Genomic DNA, 23,839 nt, shown 5'->3' with positions numbered 1-23,839 from the left:
GCGCGCACCGGCACCTCATGTCCACCGTCATTTCCAATCTTCCGGAGCCTGCCATGGACTTCGACACCGACGTCGCCATCATCGGCGGCGGCCCGGCCGGCCTGATGCTGGCCATCGAGCTGGGCTGCCGCGGCGTGGCCTGCACCGTGCTGGAGGAGGATGCCTCCTCCCCGGTGCTGCCCAAGGCCAACGCCACCTCAGCCCGCACGATGGAGCACTACCGCCGGCGCGGCTTCGCCGACCAGATCCGCGCACTGGGCCTGCCGCCGCGTCATCCGCAGGACGTCGTCTACTGCACGCAGCTGGCCGGCCACGAGCTGACCCGCTTCCAGATCCCGTGCGCGGCCGACGCCGCTGCCCAGGCCACGCTGGGCGACTACGGCGCCCAGGACTGGGCCACGCCCGAGCTGCCCCACCGCGCCCAGCAGATGTACATCGAGCCGGTGCTCAAGGCCCAGGCCGAGAGCCATCCGTCGGTGCAGGTGCGCTTCGGCCACCGGGCGCTGGCGGTGCGCGACGGGGCGCACGGCGCCGAGGTCGACGTCTGCGCGCTGGCCGACGGCCGCGACTTCACCCTGCGCGCGCGCCACGTGGTGGGCTGTGACGGCCCGCGCAGCCTGGTGCGCCAGACCATGGGCGTGGGCTACGTCGGCCAGGGCGGCGAGAAGCGCGAGTTCCTCGGCGGGCAGATGCTGTCGATCTACTTCCGGGCGCCGGGCCTGTATGCCCGCCTGGGCAAGCCCCAGGCCTGGATGTACTGGGCTGTCAACCCGCAGCGGCGCGGCCTGCTGTGTGCGATCAACGGCATCGACACCTTCGTGCTGCTGATCCAGCTGGCCGAGGGCGAATCGGTGGAGCGGGTGGACGTGGCGCAGGTAATGGCCGCCGTGATCGGCGCTGCCGCGGTGCACGACCTGGCGCCCGAAGTGCTGGCCCTGACGCCGTGGACGGCCGGTTATGCGCTGGTGGCCGAGCGCTACCGCGCCGGCCGTCTGCTGGTGGCCGGCGACGCGGCCCATCTGTTCACGCCCACCGGTGGCATGGGCTACAACACCGCGATCGACGACGTGGTCAACCTGGGCTGGAAGCTGGCCCTGGTGCTGCAGGGCCGGGCGCCCGAGACCCTGCTGGACAGTTACGAGGCCGAGCGCCGCCCGATGGCGCTGCGCAACACCGGCTTCGCCCGGGCGATGGCCGACAGCATCGGCCGCCTGCTGGTGGCCGCCGAGGTGACGGCCGACGGCGCCGCCGGGGTGCAGGCGCGCGAGGCCCTGGCCCTGGCCTTGGCCGCCCACGGCGCGCGCGAGTTCAACATCCCCGGCCTGCAGCTGGGCGTGTGCTATGCGGGCAGCCCCGTCGTCGCGGCCGAGGACGGCCCGCCGCCGCCCGACGATCCCAACCGCTACCAGCCCTCGGGCTATCCGGGGGCCCGGGCGCCGCACTGGCCGCTGGCCGACGGCAACTCGCTGCTCGACCACTTCGGCCGCGACTTCACGTTGCTGCTGCTGGACGACGCGCCGTCGCTGCCCTGGGAGCAGGCGGCCTTGGACTGTGGCCTGCCGCTGAAGGTGCTGCGCTGGCCCCATGCCGGCGCGCGCGAGCGCTACGGCGCCCCGGCGGTGCTGGTGCGCCCGGACCACCACATCGCCTGGCGCGGTGCGGCCCATGCACCCGCGGCCGCGGTGCTGGCCCGGGCCACTGGCGTGCAGGCGGCGGCCGAGCCGCCCGCCGCCCTGCCATCGGCCTTGCCGGCCTTCCCGGCCTGAGTGGCCCGGGCGGCCGCCCTTCTTCCCGCCATCCGAACCGAACGGAGACCTTCGATGCGTTTCATCACCGTCCGCCGCGCCGCGCACGATCCCGCAACCGCCACCCATCCGGCCACCCATCCGACCACGCCCGTCGACGGCCTGGGCCTGCTGTGCGCCGACGACGACGGCGCCAGCGCCCACGTGCTGTGGGCCGATGCCGCGGCCTTCCCGGGCACGCTCGACGTTCTGGTGGCCGCGGGCGACGCGGCCCTGCGCAGCGCCGCCGACCGTCTGCTGACCCATGGCGAGCGGCTGCCGTTGCAGGCGGTGACCCTGCTGCCGCCGCTGCGCCAGCCCGGCAAGATCATCTGCATCGGCCTGAACTACATCGACCACTCGCTGGAAAGCGGCTTCGAGCCGCCGTCCTATCCGGCCGTGTTCTCGCGTTATGCGTCCAGCCTGATCGGCGCTGGAGCACCGATCGTGCGGCCCCGCGTGTCGCCCCAGCTCGACTACGAGGGTGAGCTGGTGGCCGTCATCGGCAAGCGCGGCCGCCACATCCCGCTGGCCCGCGCGCTGGACCATGTGCTCGGCTATTCGGTGTTCAACGACGCGTCGGTGCGCGACTACCAGTTCAAGTCCGCGCAATGGACCCTGGGCAAGAACTTCGACGACAGCGGCGCCTTCGGGCCGGCGCTGGTGACCGCCGATGAGCTGCCGCCCGGCGCCCGTGGCCTGCGCCTGCAGACCCGCCTGAACGGCCAGCTGCTGCAGAGCGTCACCACCAGCGACATGATCTTCGACGTGGCCGCGCTGGTCAGCCTGCTCAGCGTGGCCCACACGCTGGAGCCGGGCGATCTGATCGTCGCCGGGACGCCGTCCGGCGTCGGCCTGGCGCGCCAGCCGCCGGTGTGGATGCAGCCCGGCGACGTGTGCGAGGTCGAGATCGAGCGCATCGGCCTGCTGCGCAACCCGATCGTGGCCGAGGAGGCCTGCGACGATGTCCGGCCGACCGTCGCCTGAGCGCGTGCCCGCCGTGTCCGCCTTGCCGCAGGAGTCTGCCGCGATGGCCCATCTACCCGAGCCGGTCAGCAAGCGCCCTGGCGTGTGCGCCGTGCATTCGATCGACCACTACACCCTTACCGTGCCCGACCTGGCCCAGGCGCGGGACTTCTACGAGGCCTTCGGCCTGCGCGTGGCCTGCGGCGAGCAGGCTGGCCGGCCCTGCCTGGATCTGTACACCCACGGCCATCCCCAGGCCTGGGCCAGCCTGGTGCAGGCGCCCGGCCCGCAGCGGCTGCAGTACCTGAGCCTGGGGCTGTTCGCCGAGGATGAGGCCGCCTTCGCCCGCCGGCTCGACGAGCGGCGGCTGCATGCCGCTCCGCATCCGCTGGCACGCGACGCCGGCGGCTGGTGGCTGCAGGCGCCCGACGGCCTGCACCTGCAGCTGCGCGTGGCCGACAAGGTCTCGCCCTCGGTCAAGGCGCCGCCCAGCCGGGTGGCCGTGGCGCCGGGGCAGGGCGCCGCGCCGGCGCGCAGCCGGGCCGGCCGGGTGCGGCCGCGGCGGCTGTCCCATCTGCTGCTGTTCACCCCCGACGTTGGCCGTGCGCGCGGCTTCTACACCGGTGTGCTGGGCCTGCGCCTGTCGGACCATGCCGGCGACGGCATCGCCTTCCTGCACGGTGCCCACGGCAGCGATCACCACCTGATCGCGCTGGCCCGTTCGTCGGCGCCGGGCCTGCACCACAGCAGCTGGGAGGTCGGCAGCATCCATGAGCTGGGTCTGGGTGCCGAGGGCATGCGGCAGGCCGGTCATGTCGACGGTTGGGGGCTGGGGCGCCACGTGCTGGGCTCGAACTACTTCCACTACGTGCGAGACCCCTGGGGCGGCTGGGTCGAGTACAGCTTCGACATGGACCACATCCCGGCCGACCTGGACTGGCCGGCGGCCGACCATGCGCCTGAGGATGCCTTCTATGTCTGGGGGCCTGCGCTGCCGCCGGACTTCGTCACCCATCCGGAGGCTGCCACGAGCACCGCGCGGTGACCGCCCTGCCTGGTGGAATCGCTGGCCTCGGTCCGCCTGCCGCCCCGTTCTGGCTGGAGCATGGCCGTGTCGGCACGTGCTGTCGTCGTCCTGGAGGATGTGATGGACTCCGTTGCCGACGGTGCCGGCACGGCCGCAGTCACCCCCGCAGCGCGGCCACCAGCTCGGGCACGGCCACGAACAGATCGGCCTGCAGCCCGTAGTCGGCGACGCTGAAGATCGGCGCCTCGGGATCCTTGTTGATCGCGACGATCACCTTGGAGTCCTTCATGCCGGCCAGGTGCTGGATGGCGCCGGAGATGCCGGCGGCCACGTAGAGCTGCGGGGCGACGACCTTGCCGGTCTGGCCGACCTGCCAGTCGTTGGGTGCATAACCGGCATCCACCGCCGCCCGGCTGGCGCCGAGTGCGGCGCCCAGCTTGTCGGCCAGCGGCGTGAGCACGGCGTTGAACTGCTCGCTGGAGCCCAGCGCCCGACCACCGGAGACGATGACCTTGGCGGCCGTCAGCTCGGGCCGGTCGCTCTTGGCCAGCTCGGCGCTGACCCAGGCCGAGCGGGCGTCGGCCGCGGCGGCAGGCACCGTCGTCACGGCAGCGGTGCCGCCGGTGGCAGCCGCCGCGTCGAAGGCCGTCGTGCGCACGGTGATGACCTTGACCGCATCCGCGCTGCGCACGGTGGCGATCGCGTTGCCGGCATAGATCGGGCGCTCGAAGGTGTCGGTGGCCACCACCTTGGTGATCTCGCTGATCTGGGCGACGTCCAGCAGCGCGGCCACGCGCGGGGCGGCGTTCTTGCCGCCGGCGGTCGCCGCGAACAGCACATGGCTGTAGTCGCGGGCGACGCTCAGCACGGTGGCGGCGACGCTCTCGGCCAGGCCGTGGGCCAGGCTGGCGTCGTCGGCGTGCAGCACGCGGGCCACACCGGCGATCTGCGCGGCCGCGGCGGCGGCGGCACCGGCGTTCGATCCAGCCACCAGCACATGGACCTCGGCGCCGCAGGCCGCGGCCGCCGTCACCGTGTTCAGCGTGGCCGGCTTCAGGCTGGCGTGGTCGTGTTCGGCAATGACGAGGACGGGCATGTTCAGATCACCTTGGCGTCGTTCTTGAGCTTGTCGACCAGCGTGGCGACGTCGGGCACCTGGATGCCGGCGCCGCGCCTGGGCGGCTCGGTCACCGACAGCGTGCTCAGGCGCGGGGCCACGTCCACGCCGAGGTCCGCCGGCTTGACCACGGCCAGCGGCTTCTTCTTGGCCTTCATGATGTTGGGCAGGGTGACGTAGCGCGGCTCGTTCAGGCGCAGGTCGGTGGTGACCACGGCCGGCAGCGCGAGCTTGAGCGTCTCCAGGCCACCGTCGATCTCGCGGGTGACGGCCACGGCGCCATCGGCCACCTCGACCTTGCTGGCGAAGGTGGCCTGCGGCAGCTTGGCGAGCGCGGCCAGCATCTGGCCGGTCTGGTTGCAGTCGTCATCGATGGCCTGCTTGCCGAGGATGACGAGGCCGGGCTGCTCCTGGTCGACCAGCGCCTTGAGCAGCTTGGCCACGGCCAGCGGCTGCAGCTCGACATCGGTCTCGACCAGCACCGCGCGGTCGGCGCCGATGGCGAGCGCGGTGCGCAGCGTCTCCTGGCACTGCGCGACGCCGCAGGACACGGCGATGACCTCGGTGGCCACGCCCTTCTCCTTCAGCCGGACCGCCTCCTCGATGGCGATCTCGTCGAAGGGGTTCATGCTCATCTTCACGTTGGCGATGTCCACGCCCGTGCCGTCGCTCTTGACGCGCACCTTGACGTTGTAGTCGACCACCCGCTTGACGGGGACCAGGATCTTCATCAGCGTTTCCATCGTGTTCTGCCGACCCGGGACATCCGGGATCATGCATTCGGGGCGGACCTTGAGCGGTGTCGCGGGGCGTCCGGCCCAGCCTGAAGGGCTCAGGCTGCCGGGCCGCTCCGGTCCCTGCCTGAAGTGGACGGGTCTTCCCGCGACGCGTCACGCCGGGCCAGTAGGGCACGACCGACGCGGGACCCGTTGGCTCTGCCCAGGACATCGGAGATCCATCCGCCACAGTCCACCAGGGCCCGGAGGTCAATTCCGGTGTTCGCGCCCAGTCCATGCAGCAGATACACGACATCCTCGGTCGCGACGTTGCCGCTGGAGCCGCAGGCGTAGGGGCACCCTCCGAGGCCGGCGATCGAGCTGTCAAAGACCCGCATCCCGGCCTGGTACGAGGCGTGGACATTGGCGACAGCCATGCCGTAGGTGTCGTGATAGTGCCCGGCCAGTCGTGCCATGGGCACCTTCGCTGCAACAGCATCGAGCATGCGGCGCACGGAGTCCGGGGTCCCTTCGCCCGTCGTGTCGCCGAGCGATACCTCGTGACAGCCGAGCTCGTGCAGGCGCTGCGCCACGGCGGCCACCTGCTCCGGTGAGGTCGGACCGTCGTAGGGGCATGCGACGGCACAGGAGACGTAGCCGCGCACCTTCGTGCCTGAGCGGGCGGCGGCCTCGAACACCGGCCGGAAGCGGTCGATCGACTCGGCGATGGAACAGTTGATGTTCCTGTGCGAGAAGGCTTCCGATGCCGCGGCGAACACCGCGACTTCGGTCGCGCCCACGGCCATCGCGGCGTCGAAGCCCTTCATGTTCGGTGTCAGCACGGGGTAGCTGATGCCTGGATGGCGGGTCAGCCCCCGCATGACCTCGGCCTGGTCGGCCATCTGCGGCACCCATTTCGGCGAGACGAACGAGGTGGCTTCGATGTCACGAAGTCCGGCCATCACCAGGCGTTCGATCAGGCGCAGCTTGGTCGGCGTCGGAACCAGCTGTCGTTCATTCTGCAGGCCGTCGCGCGGCCCGACCTCGACGATGCGTACCGGCTCCATCACGGTGCACCTTCGAAGTCGAGCAGTTCCGCGCCGTCCGGCACCTGGTCTCCCGGCGCGTAGCGGAATGCCTTGACAACGCCCTGCCTCGGGGCCGTGATGGTGTGCTCCATCTTCATCGCCTCGAGCACGAGCAGCGGCATCCCCTTGTCGACAGGGACGCCGACAGGGGCGACGAGTGCGATCACCTTGCCAGGCATCGGCGCGCGCAGCCCACTCTCGACCTCGTCGCCCGTGTGCCCGACAGGCAGACGATCGGCCAGTCGCAACGCCCATGAGCGGCCGGCGAAGAAGAGCTGCCGCCGGTCGCCGACGGCCACGACCGTGGCCTTGATGCGCCGCTCACCCAGCCGGGCATGCAGCTCATCGTCGGCATCGATCGTGCCTTGCGCCGGCACCTGTGCGCCGTCCATGCCCAGCTGGTAGCCGGCACCGGACACCTCGACGGTCATCGCCTGGGCAAGCTCCCCGACGCGCCACGTCAGTGTCCGCGTGCTGCGCCCGTTGAGCCGCCAGCCGTCGAGTGCCCGCCAGGGTGAGTGCCGATCGGCGGCCGACCGCGCGCACGCGTCAGCCAGGCGCTGCTCACGCAGCATCTCCGCGAGCGTCACCAGCTGCCAGACCTCGGCGGGCACAGGTGGCTCCTCCGGGAACAGCAGGGCCTGCTCACGTTCGATCAGGCCCGTGTCGAGGTCCGCATCGGCGAAGGAGGGCACCGTCACCAGACGGGTCAGGAAGTCGACGTTGTTCGCCACGCCGGCGATGCGGTACTGCGACAGCGCCTGACGCATACGCGACAGCGCCTGACGGCGGTCCGCGCCGTGGACGATCAGCTTGGCGATCATCGGGTCATAGTGGGGCGTGATCTCGTCGCCCTGTTCGACCCCGGTGTCCACGCGTACATGATCGCTCTGTGCAGGGGGAACCAGGCGCACGAGCCGGCCCGTCGACGGCAGGAAGCCCTTGTCCGGGTCCTCCGCGTAGATGCGAGCCTCGATGGCGTGGCCGTCGATCTGCAGCTGCGACTGGGTCAGGGGCAGCGGCTCCCCGCTGGCGATGCGCAGCTGCCACTCGACGAGATCGAGCCCCGTGACCATCTCCGTCACCGGGTGTTCGACCTGCAGACGCGTGTTCATCTCCATGAAGTAGAAGCTGCCGTCCTGGTTCACGATGAACTCGACGGTTCCTGCGCCCACGTAGGCCACCGCCTTGGCCGCCTCCACCGCGGCCCTGCCCATCGCGGCCCGACGCTCGGGCGTCATGCCCGGTGCCGGCGCCTCCTCCAGCACCTTCTGATGGCGACGCTGTACGGAGCAGTCGCGCTCGAACAGGTAGACGCAGTTGCCCTGCGTGTCACCGAACACCTGGAACTCGATGTGGCGCGGCTTCAGGATGTACTTCTCGATCAGCACGTCATCGTCGCCGAAGGCGTTCCTGGCCTCGCGCTTGCACGAGCCCAGAGCCGCCTCGAAGTCCGCCGCCGTGTCGACGCGACGCATGCCCTTGCCGCCGCCGCCAGCGCTTGCCTTGATCAGCACCGGATAGCCGATCCGCTGCGCCTCCTGTGCCAGCAGGACCGGATCCTGGTCCGCGCCGTGGTAGCCCGGTGTCAGCGGCACACCGGCCTTCTCCATGAGCGCCTTGGACGCCGACTTCAGGCCCATGGCACGAATGGCGGAGGCCGGCGGGCCGATGAAGGTGATGCCCGCCTGCGCACACGCTTCGGCGAAATACTCGTTCTCCGACAGGAATCCGTAGCCTGGATGGATCGCTTCGGCGCCGGTCTGTCGGGCGACCTGGAGGATGCGTTCGGCGACCAGGTACGAATCCCGTGCGGCAGCAGGGCCGATCAGGACGGCTTCGTCGGCGAGGCGCACGTGGCGAGCATCGGCATCGGCCTCCGAGTACACGGCGACCGTCGACACGCCCATGCGTCGTGCGGTCTTGATCACCCGACAGGCGATCTCGCCGCGATTGGCGATGAGGATCTTCTTGAACATACGCGTCTCCGTCAGTTCTTGGCCGGTACCCAGGCGGCAGGGCGCTTCTGCAGAAAGGCCTCCAGACCCTCCTTCGCCTCGGGGGTCGCTCGCAGCAGGGCGATGCGTGAGGCGGTGTCCTGGACGGTCGCCTCGTCGATCACCCCGTGGGCCACGGCACGGATCAGCGACGTCGCCGCGGCCTGTGCCAGTGGACCGCCGGCCTGCAGTGCGGACACGACGTCGTCGACCTTGGCATCGAGTGCCCCGGGTTCCACCACCTCGTGCGCCAGACCGATCTCGCGGGCCCTCGCGCCATCGATCCGCTCGCCGGTCTGGAAGTACCGGTAGGCCTGCCGCTGTCCGATGGCGCGCACGACATAGGGCCCGATGGCCGCCGGGATGATGCCCAGCCGTACCTCCGACGTCGCGAACAGCGCCTGGGTTGAAGCGACACAGATGTCGCAGGCCGCCACCAGTCCCATGCCACCCCCCAGCGCCGCGCCGTGCACCCGTGCGAGCGTGGGCGTGTGGCACATGGAGATGGTGCGGAACAGCATGGCCAGCGCCTGCGCATCGGCCAGATTGGTCTCCGGTGGCGCGGCGCCTTGCCGCTTCATCCAGTTCAGGTCGGCGCCTGCGGAGAAGCTCCGTCCTTCGCCCGCCAGCACGATCACGCGTACCGTGGGGTCGTCGTCCAGGGTGGTGAACGCCGCGGTCAGCTCCGCGATCAGCGTCTCGTCGAAGGCGTTGTGCAGTTCGGGGCGGTTCATCCACACCCAGGCCACCGCACCACGGCGGTCGATCTTCAGCGTCGTGCAGGTCATCGCGCGCTCACATCCGGAAGATGCCGAACTTCGTCGGCTGAATCGGTGCGTTCAGCGCAGCCGACAAGGACAGCCCCAGGACACGCCGTGTCTGCGCAGGGTCGACCACGCCGTCGTCCCACAGTCGCGCCGTCGCGTAGTAGGGGTGGCCCTGCACTTCGTACTGAGCCCGGATCGGTGCCTTGAACGCTTCCTCCTCCTCGGCACTCCAGTGGCCCCCCTTGCTCTCGATGCCTTCACGGCGAACGGTCGAGAGCACGCCTGCCGCCTGCTCGCCACCCATCACGCTGATCCTGGCGTTGGGCCACATCCACAGAAAGCGGGGTGAATAGGCGCGGCCGCACATGCCGTAGTTGCCTGCGCCGAAGCTGCCGCCGATCAGCATCGTGATCTTCGGCACCTGGGTGGTCGCGACCGCGGTGACCAGCTTGGCGCCATGCTTGGCGATGCCTTCGTTCTCGTACCTGCGGCCGACCATGAAGCCGGTGATGTTCTGCAGGAAGACCAGGGGCACGCCACGCTGGGAACACAGTTCGATGAAATGGGCGCCCTTCAATGCGCTCTCGCCGAACAGGATGCCGTTGTTGGCGACGATGCCCACCGGCATGCCGAAGACGCGGGCGAAGCCGCAGACCAGGGTGGTTCCGTAGCGTGCCTTGAACTCGTCGAAGCGGGAGCCGTCCACCACGCGGGCGATGACTTCGCGCACGTCGTACGGCTTGCGTGTGTCCTGAGGGATCACCCCGTACAGCTCTGCCGGGTCGTACAGGGGCTCCTCGCTCGCCTCCAGCGTCACGGTCACCGGCTTGCGGCGATTGAAGTTGGCGACGATGCGCCGCGCGATGTGGAGCGCATGCGCGTCGTTGTCGGCCAGATGGTCAGCGACGCCGGAGACGCGCGTGTGGACGTCCCCTCCGCCCAGATCCTCCGCACTGACGAGTTCGCCGGTTGCGGCCTTCACCAAGGGCGGCCCGCCCAGAAAGATCGTACCCTGATCGCGAACGATGACGGTCTCGTCGCTCATCGCGGGCACATAGGCGCCACCGGCCGTGCACGATCCCATCACGACGGCGACCTGAGGAACGCCCTGGGCCGACAGGTTGGCCTGGTTGTAGAAGATGCGACCAAAGTGCTCGCGGTCCGGGAACACCTCATCCTGCCTGGGCAGGAACGCACCACCAGAGTCGACGAGGTAGACGCATGGCAAGAGGTTCTGTGCCGCGATCTCCTGTGCCCGCAGATGCTTCTTCACCGTCATCGGGTAGTAGGTACCGCCCTTCACGGTGGCATCGTTCGCGACCACCATGCAGTCCACTCCCTGGATGCGGCCGATGCCGGCGATGACACCGGCCGATGGCGCATCACCGTCATACATCCCGTTCGCCGCGAGCTGTCCGATCTCCAGGAAGGGGGCTCCGGGGTCGAGCAGATGGGCCACCCGGTCACGCGGCAGCAACTTTCCGCGCGCGATGTGCCTGGCGCGAGCCGTCTCGCCGCCTCCTTGCTCCACCTGCGCCACCTTCGTACGCAGATCCTGAACCAGCGCCTGCATCACATCCGCATTGGCCTTGAACTCGGCCGAGCGGGGGTTGATCCGGCTCTTGATGACTTCCACGTCAGTCTCCTGCTTGTTTCGATCGTTCGAGCGACGCCAGCGATTCCCGGTAGCGCTCGTCCCAGGCCTGGCTTCCTGTGACACTCATGCCGACACGGCGCAGCAGTCCGTCGGTCAGTCCGTAGACCATGCCGTGCACTTCGACCCGTTGTCCGCGGTACCAGGCCCGACGCAGGATCGTCGTGCGGCAGACGTTGGCGACCTGCTCGACCACGTTGAGTTCGACGAGCCTGCGCGCCCGCTCCTCATCCTGTGTGCCGGCAAGACGCGCGTCATGCTTGATCGCGACGTCCTCGATGTGGCGCAGCCAGTTGTCCGCGAGGCCGGCAGAGCTGCGATCGGAGACCGCGCGAACGCCCCCGCAGCCGTGGTGGCCGACGACCATGATGTGCTCGACCTTCAGCGCCTCGACGGCGTACTGAAGGACCGACAGGCAGTTCAGGTCCGAGTGCACGACCACGTTGGCGATGTTTCGATGCACGAACACCTCGCCCGGATCCAGCCCCAAGATCTCGTTGGCCGGGACGCGGCTGTCCGAGCAGCCGATCCAGAGGTACTTCGGTGACTGCTGGGCCGCGATGCGCGTGAAGAAGTCCGGGTCAGCCGCTGCGCGCTGCCGGGCCCAGGCCCGGTTGTTCGTGAAGAGACCGTCGAGGGTGCACATGGCGCTGCCGTTCACATCGACTCTGCGTACAGCTCGCGCCCGATCAGCATGCGACGGATCTCGCTGGTGCCCGCGCCGATCTCGTACAGCTTTGCATCGCGCCACAGTCGCGGTGTCGGGTACTCGTTGATGTAGCCGTTGCCGCCCAGCACCTGGATGGCCTCACCGGCCATCCAGGTGGCCTTCTCGGCGGCGTACAGGATCGCCGCCGCGGCATCCTTGCGAAGAGATCGCGCATGGTCTGCGCGGTCGCAGGCCTGACCGACGGCGTACACATAGGCGCGGCAGGCCTGCCAGGTCGTGTAGAGGTCCGCCAGCTTGCCCTGCATCAGCTGGAACTCGCCGATGCTCTGTCCGAACTGCTTGCGCTCGTGCACGTAGGGCAGCACGACATCCATGCAGGCGGCCATGATGCCCAGCGGCCCGCCCGAGAGCACGGCGCGTTCGTAGTCGAGACCGGACATCAGGACCTTCACGCCGTGGCCGACGCCACCCAGCGCGTTCTCCTCGGGCACCTCGCAGTCGTCGAAGAACAGGGGATAGGTGTTCGAACCACGCATCCCCAGCTTGTCCAGCTTGGATCCGAAGGACAGACCCTTGAATCCCTTCTCGACAATGAAGGCCGTGATGCCTTTCGATCCTGCTTCGGGCGACGTCTTGGCGTAGACGATGAGGGTGTCCGCGTCGCCCCCGTTGGTGATCCACATCTTCGAGCCGTTCAGCACGTATCGGTCACCACGCTTGTCGGCGCGCAGGCGCATGCTGACCACGTCGGAGCCGGCACCTGGTTCGCTCATCGCCAGCGCGCCGACATGCTCACCCGACACGAGCTTGGGAAGATAGGTCGCCTTCTGTTGCGTGGTGCCGTTGCGGTGCAGCTGGTTGATGCACAGGTTGGAATGGGCGCCGTAGGACAGGCCGACCGAGGCAGATGCGCGGGAGATCTCCTCCATCGCCACCATGTGGGCCAGATAGCCCATCTGGGTGCCGCCGTACTCCTCCGCGACGGTCATTCCGTGCAGGCCCAGATCGCCCAGCTTCTTCCACAGGTCGACGGGGAAGAGGTTGTCGTGGTCGATCCGGGCGGCGCGTGGCGCGATCTCCGTGGCGGCGAAGCTGCGCACGGTGTCGCGCAGCATGTCGATGGTGTCTCCGAGGTCGAAGGTCAGTCCCGGCATTGGGCTCATGGTGTGTCTCCTTGTCGAGCGGGAATCAGGCGGCAGCCAGCGAGGGCTTGGGCGACGACGGTCGTGCGAACTGGGCCAGAAGCTCCTCCTGCCTTGCCGCCGCGGCGGCGGCATGACGCTCCTTGACGTGGCCGAAGCCGCGCACGGTCTGCGGCAGGCGTGCCAGGTCCAGCGCGATCGGAAGGCGCTCCGCATCGAGTTCGTTGGCCAGGCGGCGTGCGAGCGTCTCGAAGGCTGCGATGGCGGCGCGCTCGTCCCGCCGCTCGGCGGTGTAGCCGAAGAGGTCGAGCGGCGTTCCGCGCAGATGTCGGGCGCGGGCCAGCAGCCGACACGCACCGAGGATCCATGCCCCATAGGAGCGCTTGACCAGGTGGCCGTCGGCATCGCGCCTGGAGAACAGTGGTGGAGCGAGGTGGAACCGCAGCTTGTAGTCCCCTTCGAACTGCCTGGCGATGCGGTCGACGAAGCCTGTCTCGGCGTACAGCCGTGCCACCTCGTACTCGTCCTTGTAGGCCATGAGCTTGTGCAGGCTCACCGCCACTTCGCGCGCGAAGCAGTCGCTGCCCGTGCGGTGCTGCTCGATTGCCGCGATCTCGCGGACAAAGCGGTCATAGCGATGGGCATAGCTCTGATTCTGGTAGTCGCGCAGCCGCTGCGTCCGATCGGTCAGCAGTGCCTCCAGCGAAGGCGTCCGCTGCGGCATCGCGATGACGGCGCGTCGGTCCAGGCCGGCCGCCTCACGTACCGAGGCGAGATCGATCGCCGCCAGGCGACCCCAGGCAAGGGCTGCCTTGTTCATCGCGACCGCCGTGCCGTTGAGCTCGATGGCCCGTTGCAGCGCGCTCACTCCGAGCGGAATCCAGCCGCGCTGCCAGGCAAAACCGAGCATCAGGACGTTCGTGGCGACGGCGTCACCGAGCAGGGCCACGGCGATCGAGGTGGCGTCCAGCGCATCGCTGGTCAGCGTCGTGGACCGGACCCGCTGCAGCATGGCCTCGGGCGAGGTCTGCCAATCGGGATCCTGTGCGAATGCGCCGGTCGGAGCGACGTCGGTGTTCATCACCGTCCGCGTGCGCTGCGGATCCATGGCGCTGATGGCGTCCTTGCCGGATCCGGTCATGAGATCGCACCCCAGCACCACGTCGGCCTGGCGCTCTGCCACCCGTGCGGCGTGCAGGCTGTCAGGCCGCGCGGCCAGACGGACGTGCGACATCACGGCGCCGCCCTTCTGCGCCAGGCCAGCCATGTCCAGGATCAGGGCACCCTTGCCTTCAATGTGTGCGGCCATGCCCAGCAGCGCCCCGATCGTGACCACGCCCGTTCCACCCACGCCGGTGACGATCAGGTTGTACGGCTGCTCCAGCCCGGGCAGCACGGGCTCGGGAAGGTCGTCAGGTACGTTGCCCTTGACCGCGGCCGGCTTGCGCAGTGCTCCCCCTTCGACCGTGACGAAGCTCGGGCAGAAGCCGCCGATGCACGAGAAGTCCTTGTTGCAGGCGCTCTGGTCGATCGTGCGCTTGCGTCCCAAGGGTGTCTCGAGCGGAAGCAGAGACACGCAGTTGCTCTGAACGCCACAGTCCCCGCAGCCTTCACACACCTCTTCGTTGATGAGGACTCGGCGAGGCGGATCCACGAGCGCGCCCTTCTTGCGGCGACGCCTCTTCTCCGCGGCACAGGTCTGTGCGTAGACGATGACCGAGACTCCACGGGTCTCGCGCAGACGGCGCTGCAGATCGTCCATCGTCTCGCGGTGGGCAGCCTTGATGCCGGCGGGAAGCCCTGGCATCCCCTCATAGAGATGCGGCTCGTCGCTGACCAGATGCAGGTGCCGAACGCCTTCTGCTGCAAGCTGCTGAAGGATCTGCGGCACCGTCGGAGAGCCTTCGACGGGTTGGCCGCCGGTCATGGCGACGGCATCGTTGACGAGGATCTTGTAAGTGATGTTCACGCCCGCGGCGATCGCTGCGCGGATCGCGAGCGAACCGGAGTGCATGTACGTTCCGTCGCCGAGATTCGCGAAGACGTGCGGTGTGGCCGTGAACCTTGCCTGGCCGATCCACGTCGCGCCCTCACCGCCCATCTGGGTGAAGGTCTCGGTATGGCGATTCATCCATTGCGCCATGTAGTGGCAGCCGATGCCTGCCGTCGCACGCGACCCCTCCGGCACCTTCGTACTGGTGTTGTGCGGGCAGCCGGCGCAGAAGTACGGCAGACGTTGCTGGCCAGCTGCGTCGATGCGCGTCAGGCCGCCTGCGGCCGGACATGCGACCAGAAATCGTCGGGCCTGTTCGGGCAGCTCGTGGGAGCCGAGGACCTTGGCCAAGCGGGAGGCGATGACACTGGCAATGATCGCCGGCGTCAGTTCGCCGTTGGGAGACAGCAGGATGCCGTCGTGCGGAACCTTGACCCACTCACCGGTCTCGTCGTACTTGCCGACGACCCGTGGACGGGAGGCGGGCGGCGAGTTGTAGAGCTGCTCCTTGATCTGGTACTCGATGATCTGCCGCTTTTCCTCCACCACCAGGATCTCGTCGAGCCCCTCTGCGAAGTCTCGAATGCACTGCGGTTCGAGCGGCCAGGACACACCGATCTTGAGCAGGCGCAGGCCGAGTGCACGGGCACCTTCCTCGTCGATCCCCATCATGGCCAGCGCTTCTCGGACGTCCAGATAGCTCTTGCCGGTCGTGACGATGCCGAGTCTGGCCTGTGGTGCAGACCAGTCCTGGCGGTTGAGCCGGTTCAGCCGTACGTATTCGAGCAATGCGTACAGACGCTCGCGCTGGAGCCGGTTCTCCTGCTCCAACGGTGGGTCTGGCCAGCGGATGTGGAAGCCTTCGGTCGGCACGGGATAGGTGTCGGGCACACGTATCTCGACGGCCATCGGGTCGATGTCAACGGACGAGGACGACTCGATCGTGTCACTGATCGACTTGAAGCCGACCCAACATCCGGAATAGCGCGACATGGCGTAGCCATGCAGTCCGAACTCGATGAACTCCCGTACCCCGGACGGATTCAGCACCGGGATCATGGCGGCGATGAACGCGTGCTCACTCTGGTGCGGCAGACTGGATGACTTGCAGGAGTGGTCATCGCCGGCGATCAGCAGCACGCCACCTTGCCGGCTGCAGCCGGCGATGTTGCCGTGCTTGAACACGTCACCACACCGGTCCACGCCAGGTCCCTTGCCGTACCAGAGGCCGAAGACGCCGTCGACCTGGGCGTTGGCGTCCAGCGCCACCATCTGTGAGCCCCACACGGCGGTGGCTGCCAGTTCCTCGTTCAGGCCCGGGACGAACTGGATCTGGTGCGCATCGAGGTGCTTGCGCGCCTTCCACAACTCCTGATCGACAGCGCCAAGGGGCGAGCCGCGATAGCCGGAGACGAACCCGCCGGTATTGAGTCCGGCCGCGGCATCGCGCTGTCTCTGCGCCAGCAGCATGCGGACCAGCGCCTGGGTGCCGGTCATGTAGACGCGCCCCCGTGGCTTCAGATACTTGTCATCCAGGCTCACCGGAGCACGATCGATGACATGCATCGCGTCGACCTGAGGGGACTGCGCGCCGGATCCATCATCGGTCGGGCCGCCGCCCGACGCGCACGGCGTGCTCTGCGGTGACGCGGTCAAGGAACCTTGAGCGTGTGCATGTGCTGTCATGCCGGACAGTTTGTGCGCGGGGCGTTGTCATGTAAAACGCATATAGTCGCTTCAATGTATCGAGGAAATCGATGGTACAGGCCGGACCAGGCATTCGCTTCACGCTCCGACAGTTGCAGTACTTCGCCACGGTGGCCCGCACGGGGCAGATCTCGCTGGCCGCTGCCGAGTCCAACGTCTCCCAGTCGGCCATGACCGCAGCCATCGCAGAGCTCGAGAAGGCACTGGACACGCTGCTGTTCGAGAGACAGCGCACCGGTGTGGCGTTGACGCATCACGGTCACCTGTTTCTTCAGCATGCGCAGCGCGTGCTCGAAGCGGCGGAGGACGCCGCACGACATCCGTTCCGGGAGCGCAGTGTGGTGGGTGGCTCGCTGGAGCTTGCGGCCAGCTACACGGTGCTCGGATACTTCCTGCTGCCCTTCGTCGCCAGCTTCCGCAAGCTGCATCCGCAGGCGGCGATCGTGCCGGTCGAGCAGGGACGCGAGCACATCGAAGAGGCGGTGGCCTCGGGCGAGGTCGAACTGGCTGTGGCACTCACTTCCAACATGATCGAGCCCAGACGCTTCCACCGGGTGGTCCTTGCGCGTTCCAGGCGCCAACTCTGGGTGTCAGCGTCCAACCCGCTCGCGGAGCTCAGCCAGGTGGCGATGGCCGATGTGGTGGACTACCCCTACATCGTGCCGGCCGTCGATGAAGGAGATGTCAGCGCCATGCGCTACTGGACGGATGCGGGCCTGCTCCCGGCCACCTTCATCCGCACCTCGTCGATGGAGGCCGTCCGGGAGATGGTGGCCCTGGACCTGGGCGTCACGATCCTGTCCGACATGGTCTTTCGTCCGTGGTCACTCGAGGGCCGCCGCATCAGGGCCGTGCCCTTGAAGCAACCCATACCGACCATGGAAGTCGGATTGATCTGGCGGAAGGGCCATCGGCTGAGCCCGGTCGCTGATGCCTTCCGGCGCTACCTTCAGGTCGCGGTCGGCGCACGGTCTGAGGACTGACCACCACTCAGGCTCGCGTTCCCAGTCTGGCGACCACCGCATCGCCCATCGCGCGCGTGCCCACCGCGGCACGCGTTCCCGCGAGATCCGGTGTGCGCACCCCGTCCATCAACGCGGCATCCGTTGCCTGGTCCACGACGTCGGCCAGATCAGGTCTGGCCAGGGAGTGACGCAGCATGAGCGCGGCGGCTCGAATACAAGCGACGGGATTGGCCATGTCGCGGCCGGCCAGGTCCATCGCGGTTCCATGCCCTGCCTCGTACAGGCCCTGGGTGCCATCCCCGAGCAGTGCGGATGCCGGCAGGCCGATCGATCCGGTGAGGATGGCTGCCGCGTCCGACAGGATGTCGCCGAACAGGTTGGCCGTCAGGATCACGTCGAAGCATGCAGGCGAACTGATCAGCCGGATGACCGCGTTGTCGGCGTACAGGTGTTCCAGCTTCACCCGGGGGTAGTCGCGTCCGACATCCGTCACCACCTCGCGCCACAGGCGTGAGGTGGCCAGCACGTTCGATTTGTCGACGCTGCACAGACGGCCCGATCGTCTCTCGGCCATCCGGAAGGCGACATGCGCGATGCGACGCACCTCGCCTTCGGCATAGCGCATCGTGTCGAACCCCTCCCGCTGGCCGGCGAACGGGCCATCGGGCGCGGGTCTCTCTCCCTTGGGCTGGCCCGTGTAGACGTCGCCGTTGAGTTCTCGCACGACCATCAGGTCCACGCCAGAGGCCCGGCCGTTCTTGAGTGGCGACAGATGCGTCAGTGCTGCGGGAATGGCGACACGCTTGACGGCGGCGAACAGACCGAGTTCGCGCCGCAGGCCGAGGATGGCCTGCTCCGGACGCGAGGGGGGAGGCAGCGTGTCGTACTCGGGTGCACCTACCGCACCAAAGAGCACCGCATCCGATTGCCGCGCCAAGGCCAGCGTTTCGGCGGGTAGAGGATGTCCCAGAGCGTCGATGGCTGCGCCGCCGACCGGCGCCCGTGTCGCGGAGAAGGTGAATCCTCGGCTGCGCAACGCGTCCAGGACCTTGAGTGCCTGGTCAATGATTTCCGGGCCGATGCCGTCTCCTGCCAGCACCGCGATCCGGGCCATCCGGTTCATGACGTATCTGAACTCAGTCGGCGGTGGCGCCCGACTTCTTCACCAGTACAGCATGCTTGTCGAACTCCGCCTTGAAGAAGGGGGCCGCTTGTTCGGGCGGGCTGGCGATGATGGCGATGCCCTGATTCGCCATCGCGTCCTGCACGTCCTTCATCGACAGCACCGTCTTCACGTCCGCGTAGTATTTCTGGACGACCGGCCTGGGGAGGCCGGCCGGTCCGATGACCGCGATCCACGCATCGAAGACATAGTTCGGGAGACCGGACTCCGCAAGCGTCGGTACATCCGGCAGGATCGCCGAGCGCTGCCGGGTCGAGACGCCGAAGGCGCGGAGCTTGCCGGCCTTGATGTGCGGTGCCGCTGCCGTCACGGACAGGAAGCCGAGTTCCACCTGACCGCCCAGCAGGTCCGCCGCGAGCGGGCCGGTGCCCTTGTAAGGGATGTGCTTGACATCGACGCCGCCCTCGCTCATCAGCAGTTCGGCCGCCAGATGGAGAACGCTCCCGTTGCCTGCGGATCCGATGTTCAAAGTACCCGGCTTCGACTTGAGCAGAGCGATCAGCTCCTTCAGGCTCCGGGCCGGCACCACGCTGGAGCCCACCAGCACGAGCGGCACGGTGCCGATGACGGTGATCGGGGTGATGTCGTTGAGCGAGTCGAACGGGACCTTCCTGTAGATGCTCGGATTGATGACGTGATTCGAGGAGACCATGCCGATCGTCAGTCCGTCCTTCGGTGCATTGACCACCTGGACCGTGCCGGTCATGCCGCCGGCACCGGCCAGGTTCTCGATCACGATCGGATGGCCCATCACTTTCGCCATCTGGGCGCTCATCGCGCGTGCGACCACGTCCACGGTCGACCCGGCGGACAACGGGACGATCACCCGGAGCGGCTTGTCGGACGAGGCCTGTGCCTGTGCGTGGCCGCCGGCCATGAACATCGTGGCAGCCAGTGAAGCGAGTGCGGCTCGGCGGCCGTTGTCCTTGAACCTCATTCGTTGTCTCCTGTCTTTCGTGTGTGCGTGTGCAGGTCTACGTGCCGGCCCGCAGCTCGTCGAACGATGTCAGGCGACCGGCAATGGCGCTCGCCGCAACGGTGGGCGGGCTTGCGAGCCAGACGTCACCAGGGCCGGAACGGCCGGGGAAGTTCCGATTGATGGCGCTGACCGTCACCTGCCGTGCGGTCAGCGAGGAGCCGGGGCCGCAGTTCGCGCATGCGCCGCATGACGGCTGCAGCAGCTGGGCGCCGACCTTCTCGAAGGCATCGAGGTAGCCTTTGGAGATGCAGTAGTCCCGGACCGCGGTGGTGCCGAACTGCAGAAAGAGCTGGACGCCCTCGGCCACACGCAAGCCTCGTTCGGCCGCCCAGGCCAGAACCTCGTGATAGCGGTCGAAGTCCTCGCGCTTGCCGGCCGTGCAGGATCCACCGTAGGCGATGTCCAGGACAGGGCGCTCGGCGAGGCTGGCCATGGCCAGGCCGTTGCCGGGATCGCCAGGGCGGGCGACCATCGGCGTGAGCGTCGAGCAGTCGACCGAGATCACCTCGGCGTAGGCGGCGCCCGCGTCGCTGTGCATCCAGGACTCCAGCTCGAAGACCAGGCCGCGGCGCTCTCTGAGAAAGCGTACGGTCTCCTCGTCCGGTTCGACGATGCCGGTGAAGCCCCCCAGTTCCGCGGTCATGTTGGTCAAGGTGGCGCGCTCATCCACAGACATCCCGCGTACGACCGGTCCGCCGAACTCGAAGACCTTGCCCATGCCGGTACCGTCGCGCATCGACGGCAGAGCCAGCAGGTGGAGCACGACGTCCTTCGCCGTGAGACCCCGTGGGAGCTCACCCTCGAGCTGGACACGCAGCACGTGGGGCAGAGTCATGCGGACGGCCCCTGTGATGAAGGCGTTCGCCATGTCGGTCGTTCCGACACCGAAGGCCACACAGCCCAGCGCACCGCTGTGCGGTGTGTGCGAGTCCGTTCCCACGACCACGGATCCTGGCAGGGCGTAGTGCTCGGCGACCATCGCGTGCGAGATGCCGGCGGCGTTGCTTCCGCCGTCAGCCGCCGCCTCCTCGTCCGTCAAGGTGCGGTGCGCGCGCAGGCCGTACTCAGCCACGAACTGGCGCTGGGCACGGCACATCGCGGCGACGTTCGTCACCAGGCCGCCGCGTACATGGGCAGGACTTTGCTCGACGTAGGACGTGTGGTCCTCGAAGACGACGATGGACGCAGGTTCCTTCAGAAGCAGCGGACGCCCGAACGTGGCGTGCAGCATGTGCGCACACATGCCGGTGTAGTACTCGTGGATGAAGCGCAGGTCGGCCCGTACGAAGGCACCTTCACCCGGCATCGGTGCGGCAGGCGTGAATTCCGTGGAGAGCGCGTGCCGCGCCACGATCTTCTCGAACAGCGTGCGGGGTCGATCCTCCGCCGGTGGCGGTACCGGCACGACGTCGCGCATGAAGCGCTGGCCGAAACGCAGCAGACCACCATTGCGCAGGATCCTCGCAGCCAGCGGCTCCCGATCGGCCACCAGTTCCTCGACGTCGATCGGATCGCCGCGCTCGATCCGCTCGAGCAGTCCGAAGTCGGTCGACGTGAAGAGGCCTATGTTGTCCGCGTTCTGCCGATAGATGCGTTCGAAGCTTTCGGCGATCACGAGGCGGATGCCAGCCAGTTTCTCCGCTGTGGGGCTGTGTTCGCGAGACGAGCCCTTTCCATAGCGACGTCCAGCGACGGTCACTGAGAATCGTTCCTTCTGTACCGATCCCGGGCCGATCGGCCGCTCCGCGCCGGCCTTGAATCCGGTGTACGGATACCGGCCCAGTGCGTCGTCATAGTGCGTGAGGATCGGCACCGGCGTGATCTCGTCCGTGGAGACGTCATCGCGAAGCTTGCCTGCCGCTTCGCGGCAGAGCACCTGTCCGGCCATCTGGGCACGGACTGACGCGGGATCCTCGCAGAGGAACAGTACGCGGCCGGGGAGATCGAGCGTCGGCATGACAAGCGGGTGTGTAAGCTTGTCTGCAATCTAGGCGGTCGGCCTGGCTGGCGCCAGTGCTATTGCGGCACCTGGGCCATCGCGGATCGAGATGGCCGGCGGAGCGGGAACCGTAGCGCATGGCGCCCGTTCTTGAGGGGCACCTCATCCAGATGCCTTGGGCCAGGCACAGAAGTTGCCCGGCCCGCGCGAGGGCGTCTAGCCCTTGATGGCGTCGATCAGGGCCTGCACGGCGACCGGGCGTGGCGTCTTGTGCAAGGCCAGGACCTGCAGGCTCCGGTGTGCCCACGGTTCGTCGAGGGGGCGTCTTGCGAACTGGCTGGCGCCGGCATAGGCGGCGGCGGCACTCCGGGTCACGATCGCGATGCCCAGGCCTGCCTCGACCATCCGGCACACGCTGTCGAAGCTGTTGACGCTGACGGCGATCTGGATTTCCAGTCTCGCCGCGGCGGCTCGTTCGCGCAGGGTTCGATCCAGCGAGCCCCCGGTCTGGATGCAGACGAGCGGGAAGTTCAGCACCTGGCTGAAGGACAGGGATGCGTTGTCGGCGAGATCGTGGCCCACCGGCAGCACGACCATCAAAGGGTCGCTGGCGAAATGCCAGGCGGCCAGTCCTGCAGGAATGTCCTCGACCGCGCAGACGCCCAGATCCGCCACGTCGTCCAGACAGGCGCGCACGACTTCGCCGCTCAGCCGCTCCTGCAGTTCGATCTGCACCCGTGGATAGGCAGCGTTGAAAGCCTTCAGTCTTTCCGGCAGGAAACCGACGACGGACGATGCGTTGGCGAACAGGCGAACCCGCCCCGTGACCATTCCGCCGCGCTCCTGGACGTCCCGAAGCAGATGTTCCAGGCTGGTCTCGAACTCTCGTGCACGGTCGTATGCCGCCCGCCCGGCATCGGTCAGCGAAATCCCGTGAGCTGACCGGACGATCAAGGGCACACCGAACGTGAACTCCAAGTCTGCCAGTCGCCGACTGATGGCCGATGCCGCGATGTTCTCCTTGGCCGCGGCACGGGCGATGGAACCCTCCCGCGCGGCCGTGATGAAGAGCTGGAGGCTGTAGGGGTCAAGGCGGCGCGACATCACTCCAATGTACCAATCGAGGTCCTGCAGGCCGCTGGAAGGCTGCCGCGAGTCGAGGCATCGTGAGCGGGCTGGTCTGCCATGTGTCCATGCGAGGCTGGCCTGTTGCGCCGCAGCATGACAGGTCCACCCACGAATCCTGTCCTCGGTCGGTCACCGGGCGGCGCGCGACTCAAGCGCCTGAGGATGAGGGCCATGCTCAAGGCTCGGGGTCAACGGTCCCGTGCCCCACCCGCGCCAGGCTGGCCACCAGCTCCTCACGCAGCCGCCGCAGCGCCGCCAGCTCGGCCTCCGGTGCCCGCACCAGCCCCCACAGCGCCTCGACCAGCGGCGGGCCGATCTCCTGCGGATCGACCGGCCGGCCGGCGGCCACCGCATCCCACAGCAGGTGCTCGATCGGGCCCAGCACCAGGTTGCGCAGCAGGCGCAGCGGCAGATCGGTGCGCAGCTCGCCGCTGGTCTGGCCGCGGGCCAGCACGTCCATCAGCGGGGCGGTGTAGCGGCGCTGCAGCGGTGGCAGGGCGGCAGCCAGCACATGGTCCTTGGCGCGGCCCTCGGACAGCACCAGTGCGCACATGCCCGGCTCCTGCGCCAGGAACAGCCGCAGATGGGTGCGCACCAGCGCGTCGAACTGCGCGCGCAGCGGGCGGCCCTCGGCCAGGGCGGCCTGCAGCGCGGCGTCCATCGCGGTGGTGACCTCGGCGTACCAGTCGGCGATCACCTGCAGGCACAGCGCCCGCTTGCCGGGGAAGTAGGTGAACACCGTGGCCTCGGAGCTGCCCAGGCGCTGGGCGATCTCGGCCGTGGTGGTGTGTTCGTAGCCGCGTTCGGCGAACACGGCGCGGGCGATCCGCAGCAGATCCCGCCGCCGCTGCTCGGCCCGCGGGCCGGCCAGGGTGCGGCGTGCGGGCCGCGCGGCACCTGCCGTGCCGACCGGGGCATCGGCCGGGATGGTGGGTGGGCGGCGGTCTTTTCCGGGCATGACTTGAGTGTGGCTCAGATCAGCATCACCGTCGATCAATCAGCCTGGATGAGCCAGCG

Annotated in this window: 18 protein-coding genes; 4 read left to right on the top strand and 14 right to left on the bottom strand. The window is 68.3% G+C overall.

The genetic code is table 11. The features are described from left to right. The first annotated feature begins 53 nt into the window (after window positions 1–53). From AACH11_RS07610 to AACH11_RS07600, 3 genes are read left to right on the top strand one after another with little or no spacing between them, the layout of a single operon-like run. Window positions 54–1,766: an FAD-dependent monooxygenase gene (locus tag AACH11_RS07610; RefSeq protein ID WP_341373610.1), complete on the top strand. Its 1,713-nt coding sequence runs from the start codon at window positions 54–56 to the stop codon at window positions 1,764–1,766. A 54-nt stretch (window positions 1,767–1,820) separates the two neighbouring features. After that, entirely contained in the window at window positions 1,821–2,771 is a 951-nt protein-coding gene (locus AACH11_RS07605; RefSeq protein WP_341373609.1) for a fumarylacetoacetate hydrolase family protein, read from the top strand. Between the two features lie 43 nt (window positions 2,772–2,814). Further along, entirely contained in the window at window positions 2,815–3,795 is a 981-nt protein-coding gene (locus tag AACH11_RS07600; protein WP_341373608.1) for a VOC family protein, read from the top strand. A 139-nt stretch (window positions 3,796–3,934) separates the two neighbouring features. Here the strand turns inward: AACH11_RS07600 and AACH11_RS07595 are convergent, their stop codons facing one another. From AACH11_RS07595 to AACH11_RS07555, 9 genes are all read right to left on the bottom strand, one after another. Further along, window positions 3,935–4,873 carry an electron transfer flavoprotein subunit alpha/FixB family protein gene (locus AACH11_RS07595; protein ID WP_341373607.1) on the bottom strand — a complete coding sequence of 313 codons (939 nt, stop codon included), beginning with the start codon at window positions 4,871–4,873 and terminating at the stop codon, window positions 3,935–3,937. A gap of 2 nt (window positions 4,874–4,875) precedes the next feature. Beyond that, complete coding sequence (locus AACH11_RS07590) at window positions 4,876–5,625, bottom strand: electron transfer flavoprotein subunit beta/FixA family protein (protein ID WP_341373606.1); 750 nt, start codon at window positions 5,623–5,625, stop codon at window positions 4,876–4,878. 101 nt (window positions 5,626–5,726) lie between these two features. After that, the gene (locus AACH11_RS07585) at window positions 5,727–6,677 is read right to left on the bottom strand and encodes a hydroxymethylglutaryl-CoA lyase (protein WP_341373605.1); all 951 of its coding nucleotides are present in this window, start codon (window positions 6,675–6,677) and stop codon (window positions 5,727–5,729) included. After that, entirely contained in the window at window positions 6,677–8,677 is a 2,001-nt protein-coding gene (locus AACH11_RS07580; protein ID WP_341373604.1) for an acetyl/propionyl/methylcrotonyl-CoA carboxylase subunit alpha, read from the bottom strand. Before AACH11_RS07580 ends, AACH11_RS07585 begins: the two co-directional genes overlap by 1 nt. Before the next feature lie 11 nt (window positions 8,678–8,688). Next, the gene (locus AACH11_RS07575) at window positions 8,689–9,483 is read right to left on the bottom strand and encodes an enoyl-CoA hydratase/isomerase family protein (RefSeq protein ID WP_341373603.1); all 795 of its coding nucleotides are present in this window, start codon (window positions 9,481–9,483) and stop codon (window positions 8,689–8,691) included. A gap of 7 nt (window positions 9,484–9,490) precedes the next feature. Then, window positions 9,491–11,035: a carboxyl transferase domain-containing protein gene (locus AACH11_RS07570; RefSeq protein WP_423228709.1), complete on the bottom strand. Its 1,545-nt coding sequence runs from the start codon at window positions 11,033–11,035 to the stop codon at window positions 9,491–9,493. A gap of 64 nt (window positions 11,036–11,099) precedes the next feature. Next, window positions 11,100–11,762, bottom strand: coding sequence for a carbonate dehydratase (can, locus tag AACH11_RS07565; protein ID WP_341373601.1), 663 nt, complete (start codon window positions 11,760–11,762; stop codon window positions 11,100–11,102). A gap of 11 nt (window positions 11,763–11,773) precedes the next feature. After that, window positions 11,774–12,949 (bottom strand): isovaleryl-CoA dehydrogenase, encoded by a 1,176-nt coding sequence (locus AACH11_RS07560; protein WP_341373600.1) that lies wholly within the window; start codon window positions 12,947–12,949, stop codon window positions 11,774–11,776. A 25-nt stretch (window positions 12,950–12,974) separates the two neighbouring features. Beyond that, a complete protein-coding gene (locus tag AACH11_RS07555) occupies window positions 12,975–16,607 on the bottom strand; it encodes an indolepyruvate ferredoxin oxidoreductase family protein (protein WP_341373599.1) in 3,633 nt (1,210 codons plus the stop codon). A 113-nt stretch (window positions 16,608–16,720) separates the two neighbouring features. Here AACH11_RS07555 and AACH11_RS07550 point away from each other — a divergent pair, with 113 nt between their 5' ends. Further along, window positions 16,721–17,611, top strand: coding sequence for a LysR substrate-binding domain-containing protein (locus tag AACH11_RS07550; protein ID WP_341373598.1), 891 nt, complete (start codon window positions 16,721–16,723; stop codon window positions 17,609–17,611). A 7-nt stretch (window positions 17,612–17,618) separates the two neighbouring features. Here the strand turns inward: AACH11_RS07550 and leuB are convergent, their stop codons facing one another. From leuB to AACH11_RS07525, 5 genes are all read right to left on the bottom strand, one after another. Then, window positions 17,619–18,716, bottom strand: a complete 1,098-nt coding sequence (gene leuB, locus AACH11_RS07545; protein ID WP_341373597.1) for a 3-isopropylmalate dehydrogenase — start codon at window positions 18,714–18,716, stop codon at window positions 17,619–17,621. Between the two features lie 13 nt (window positions 18,717–18,729). After that, window positions 18,730–19,713 (bottom strand): Bug family tripartite tricarboxylate transporter substrate binding protein, encoded by a 984-nt coding sequence (locus tag AACH11_RS07540; protein ID WP_341373596.1) that lies wholly within the window; start codon window positions 19,711–19,713, stop codon window positions 18,730–18,732. 37 nt (window positions 19,714–19,750) lie between these two features. After that, window positions 19,751–21,712: an aconitase family protein gene (locus AACH11_RS07535; protein ID WP_341373595.1), complete on the bottom strand. Its 1,962-nt coding sequence runs from the start codon at window positions 21,710–21,712 to the stop codon at window positions 19,751–19,753. A 198-nt stretch (window positions 21,713–21,910) separates the two neighbouring features. Then, the gene (locus AACH11_RS07530; protein ID WP_341373594.1) at window positions 21,911–22,798 is read right to left on the bottom strand and encodes a LysR family transcriptional regulator; all 888 of its coding nucleotides are present in this window, start codon (window positions 22,796–22,798) and stop codon (window positions 21,911–21,913) included. 199 nt (window positions 22,799–22,997) lie between these two features. After that, window positions 22,998–23,780 carry a TetR/AcrR family transcriptional regulator gene (locus tag AACH11_RS07525; RefSeq protein WP_341373593.1) on the bottom strand — a complete coding sequence of 261 codons (783 nt, stop codon included), beginning with the start codon at window positions 23,778–23,780 and terminating at the stop codon, window positions 22,998–23,000. Window positions 23,781–23,839: the final 59 nt, after the last annotated feature.

It is taken from the genome of Pseudaquabacterium rugosum (genome assembly GCF_038066575.1).
GTDB classification, from domain to species: Bacteria; Pseudomonadota; Gammaproteobacteria; order Burkholderiales; family Burkholderiaceae_C; genus Pseudaquabacterium; species Pseudaquabacterium rugosum.
The sequence above is the reverse complement of the archived record's forward strand: the minus strand, read 5'-3'. Positions and strand labels throughout refer to the sequence as shown.

What these genes read in the sequence shown, in the direction of transcription:
- AACH11_RS07610 (WP_341373610.1), top strand. Translation starts at nt 54, where the DNA reads ATGGACTTCGACACCGACGTCGCCATCATCGGCGGCGGCCCGGCCGGC.
- leuB (WP_341373597.1), bottom strand. Translation starts at nt 18,716, where the DNA reads ATGAACCGGATGGCCCGGATCGCGGTGCTGGCAGGAGACGGCATCGGC.
- AACH11_RS07530 (WP_341373594.1), bottom strand. Translation starts at nt 22,798, where the DNA reads ATGTCGCGCCGCCTTGACCCCTACAGCCTCCAGCTCTTCATCACGGCC.
- AACH11_RS07540 (WP_341373596.1), bottom strand. Translation starts at nt 19,713, where the DNA reads ATGAGGTTCAAGGACAACGGCCGCCGAGCCGCACTCGCTTCACTGGCT.
- AACH11_RS07590 (WP_341373606.1), bottom strand. Translation starts at nt 5,625, where the DNA reads ATGAAGATCCTGGTCCCCGTCAAGCGGGTGGTCGACTACAACGTCAAG.
- AACH11_RS07605 (WP_341373609.1), top strand. Translation starts at nt 1,821, where the DNA reads ATGCGTTTCATCACCGTCCGCCGCGCCGCGCACGATCCCGCAACCGCC.
- AACH11_RS07525 (WP_341373593.1), bottom strand. Translation starts at nt 23,780, where the DNA reads ATGCCCGGAAAAGACCGCCGCCCACCCACCATCCCGGCCGATGCCCCG.
- AACH11_RS07600 (WP_341373608.1), top strand. Translation starts at nt 2,815, where the DNA reads ATGGCCCATCTACCCGAGCCGGTCAGCAAGCGCCCTGGCGTGTGCGCC.
- can (WP_341373601.1), bottom strand. Translation starts at nt 11,762, where the DNA reads ATGTGCACCCTCGACGGTCTCTTCACGAACAACCGGGCCTGGGCCCGG.
- AACH11_RS07575 (WP_341373603.1), bottom strand. Translation starts at nt 9,483, where the DNA reads ATGACCTGCACGACGCTGAAGATCGACCGCCGTGGTGCGGTGGCCTGG.
- AACH11_RS07560 (WP_341373600.1), bottom strand. Translation starts at nt 12,949, where the DNA reads ATGAGCCCAATGCCGGGACTGACCTTCGACCTCGGAGACACCATCGAC.
- AACH11_RS07570 (WP_423228709.1), bottom strand. Translation starts at nt 11,035, where the DNA reads ATGCAGGCGCTGGTTCAGGATCTGCGTACGAAGGTGGCGCAGGTGGAG.
- AACH11_RS07585 (WP_341373605.1), bottom strand. Translation starts at nt 6,677, where the DNA reads ATGGAGCCGGTACGCATCGTCGAGGTCGGGCCGCGCGACGGCCTGCAG.
- AACH11_RS07555 (WP_341373599.1), bottom strand. Translation starts at nt 16,607, where the DNA reads ATGACAGCACATGCACACGCTCAAGGTTCCTTGACCGCGTCACCGCAG.
- AACH11_RS07595 (WP_341373607.1), bottom strand. Translation starts at nt 4,873, where the DNA reads ATGCCCGTCCTCGTCATTGCCGAACACGACCACGCCAGCCTGAAGCCG.
- AACH11_RS07535 (WP_341373595.1), bottom strand. Translation starts at nt 21,712, where the DNA reads ATGCCGACGCTCGATCTCCCCGGCCGCGTACTGTTCCTCTGCGAGGAT.
- AACH11_RS07580 (WP_341373604.1), bottom strand. Translation starts at nt 8,677, where the DNA reads ATGTTCAAGAAGATCCTCATCGCCAATCGCGGCGAGATCGCCTGTCGG.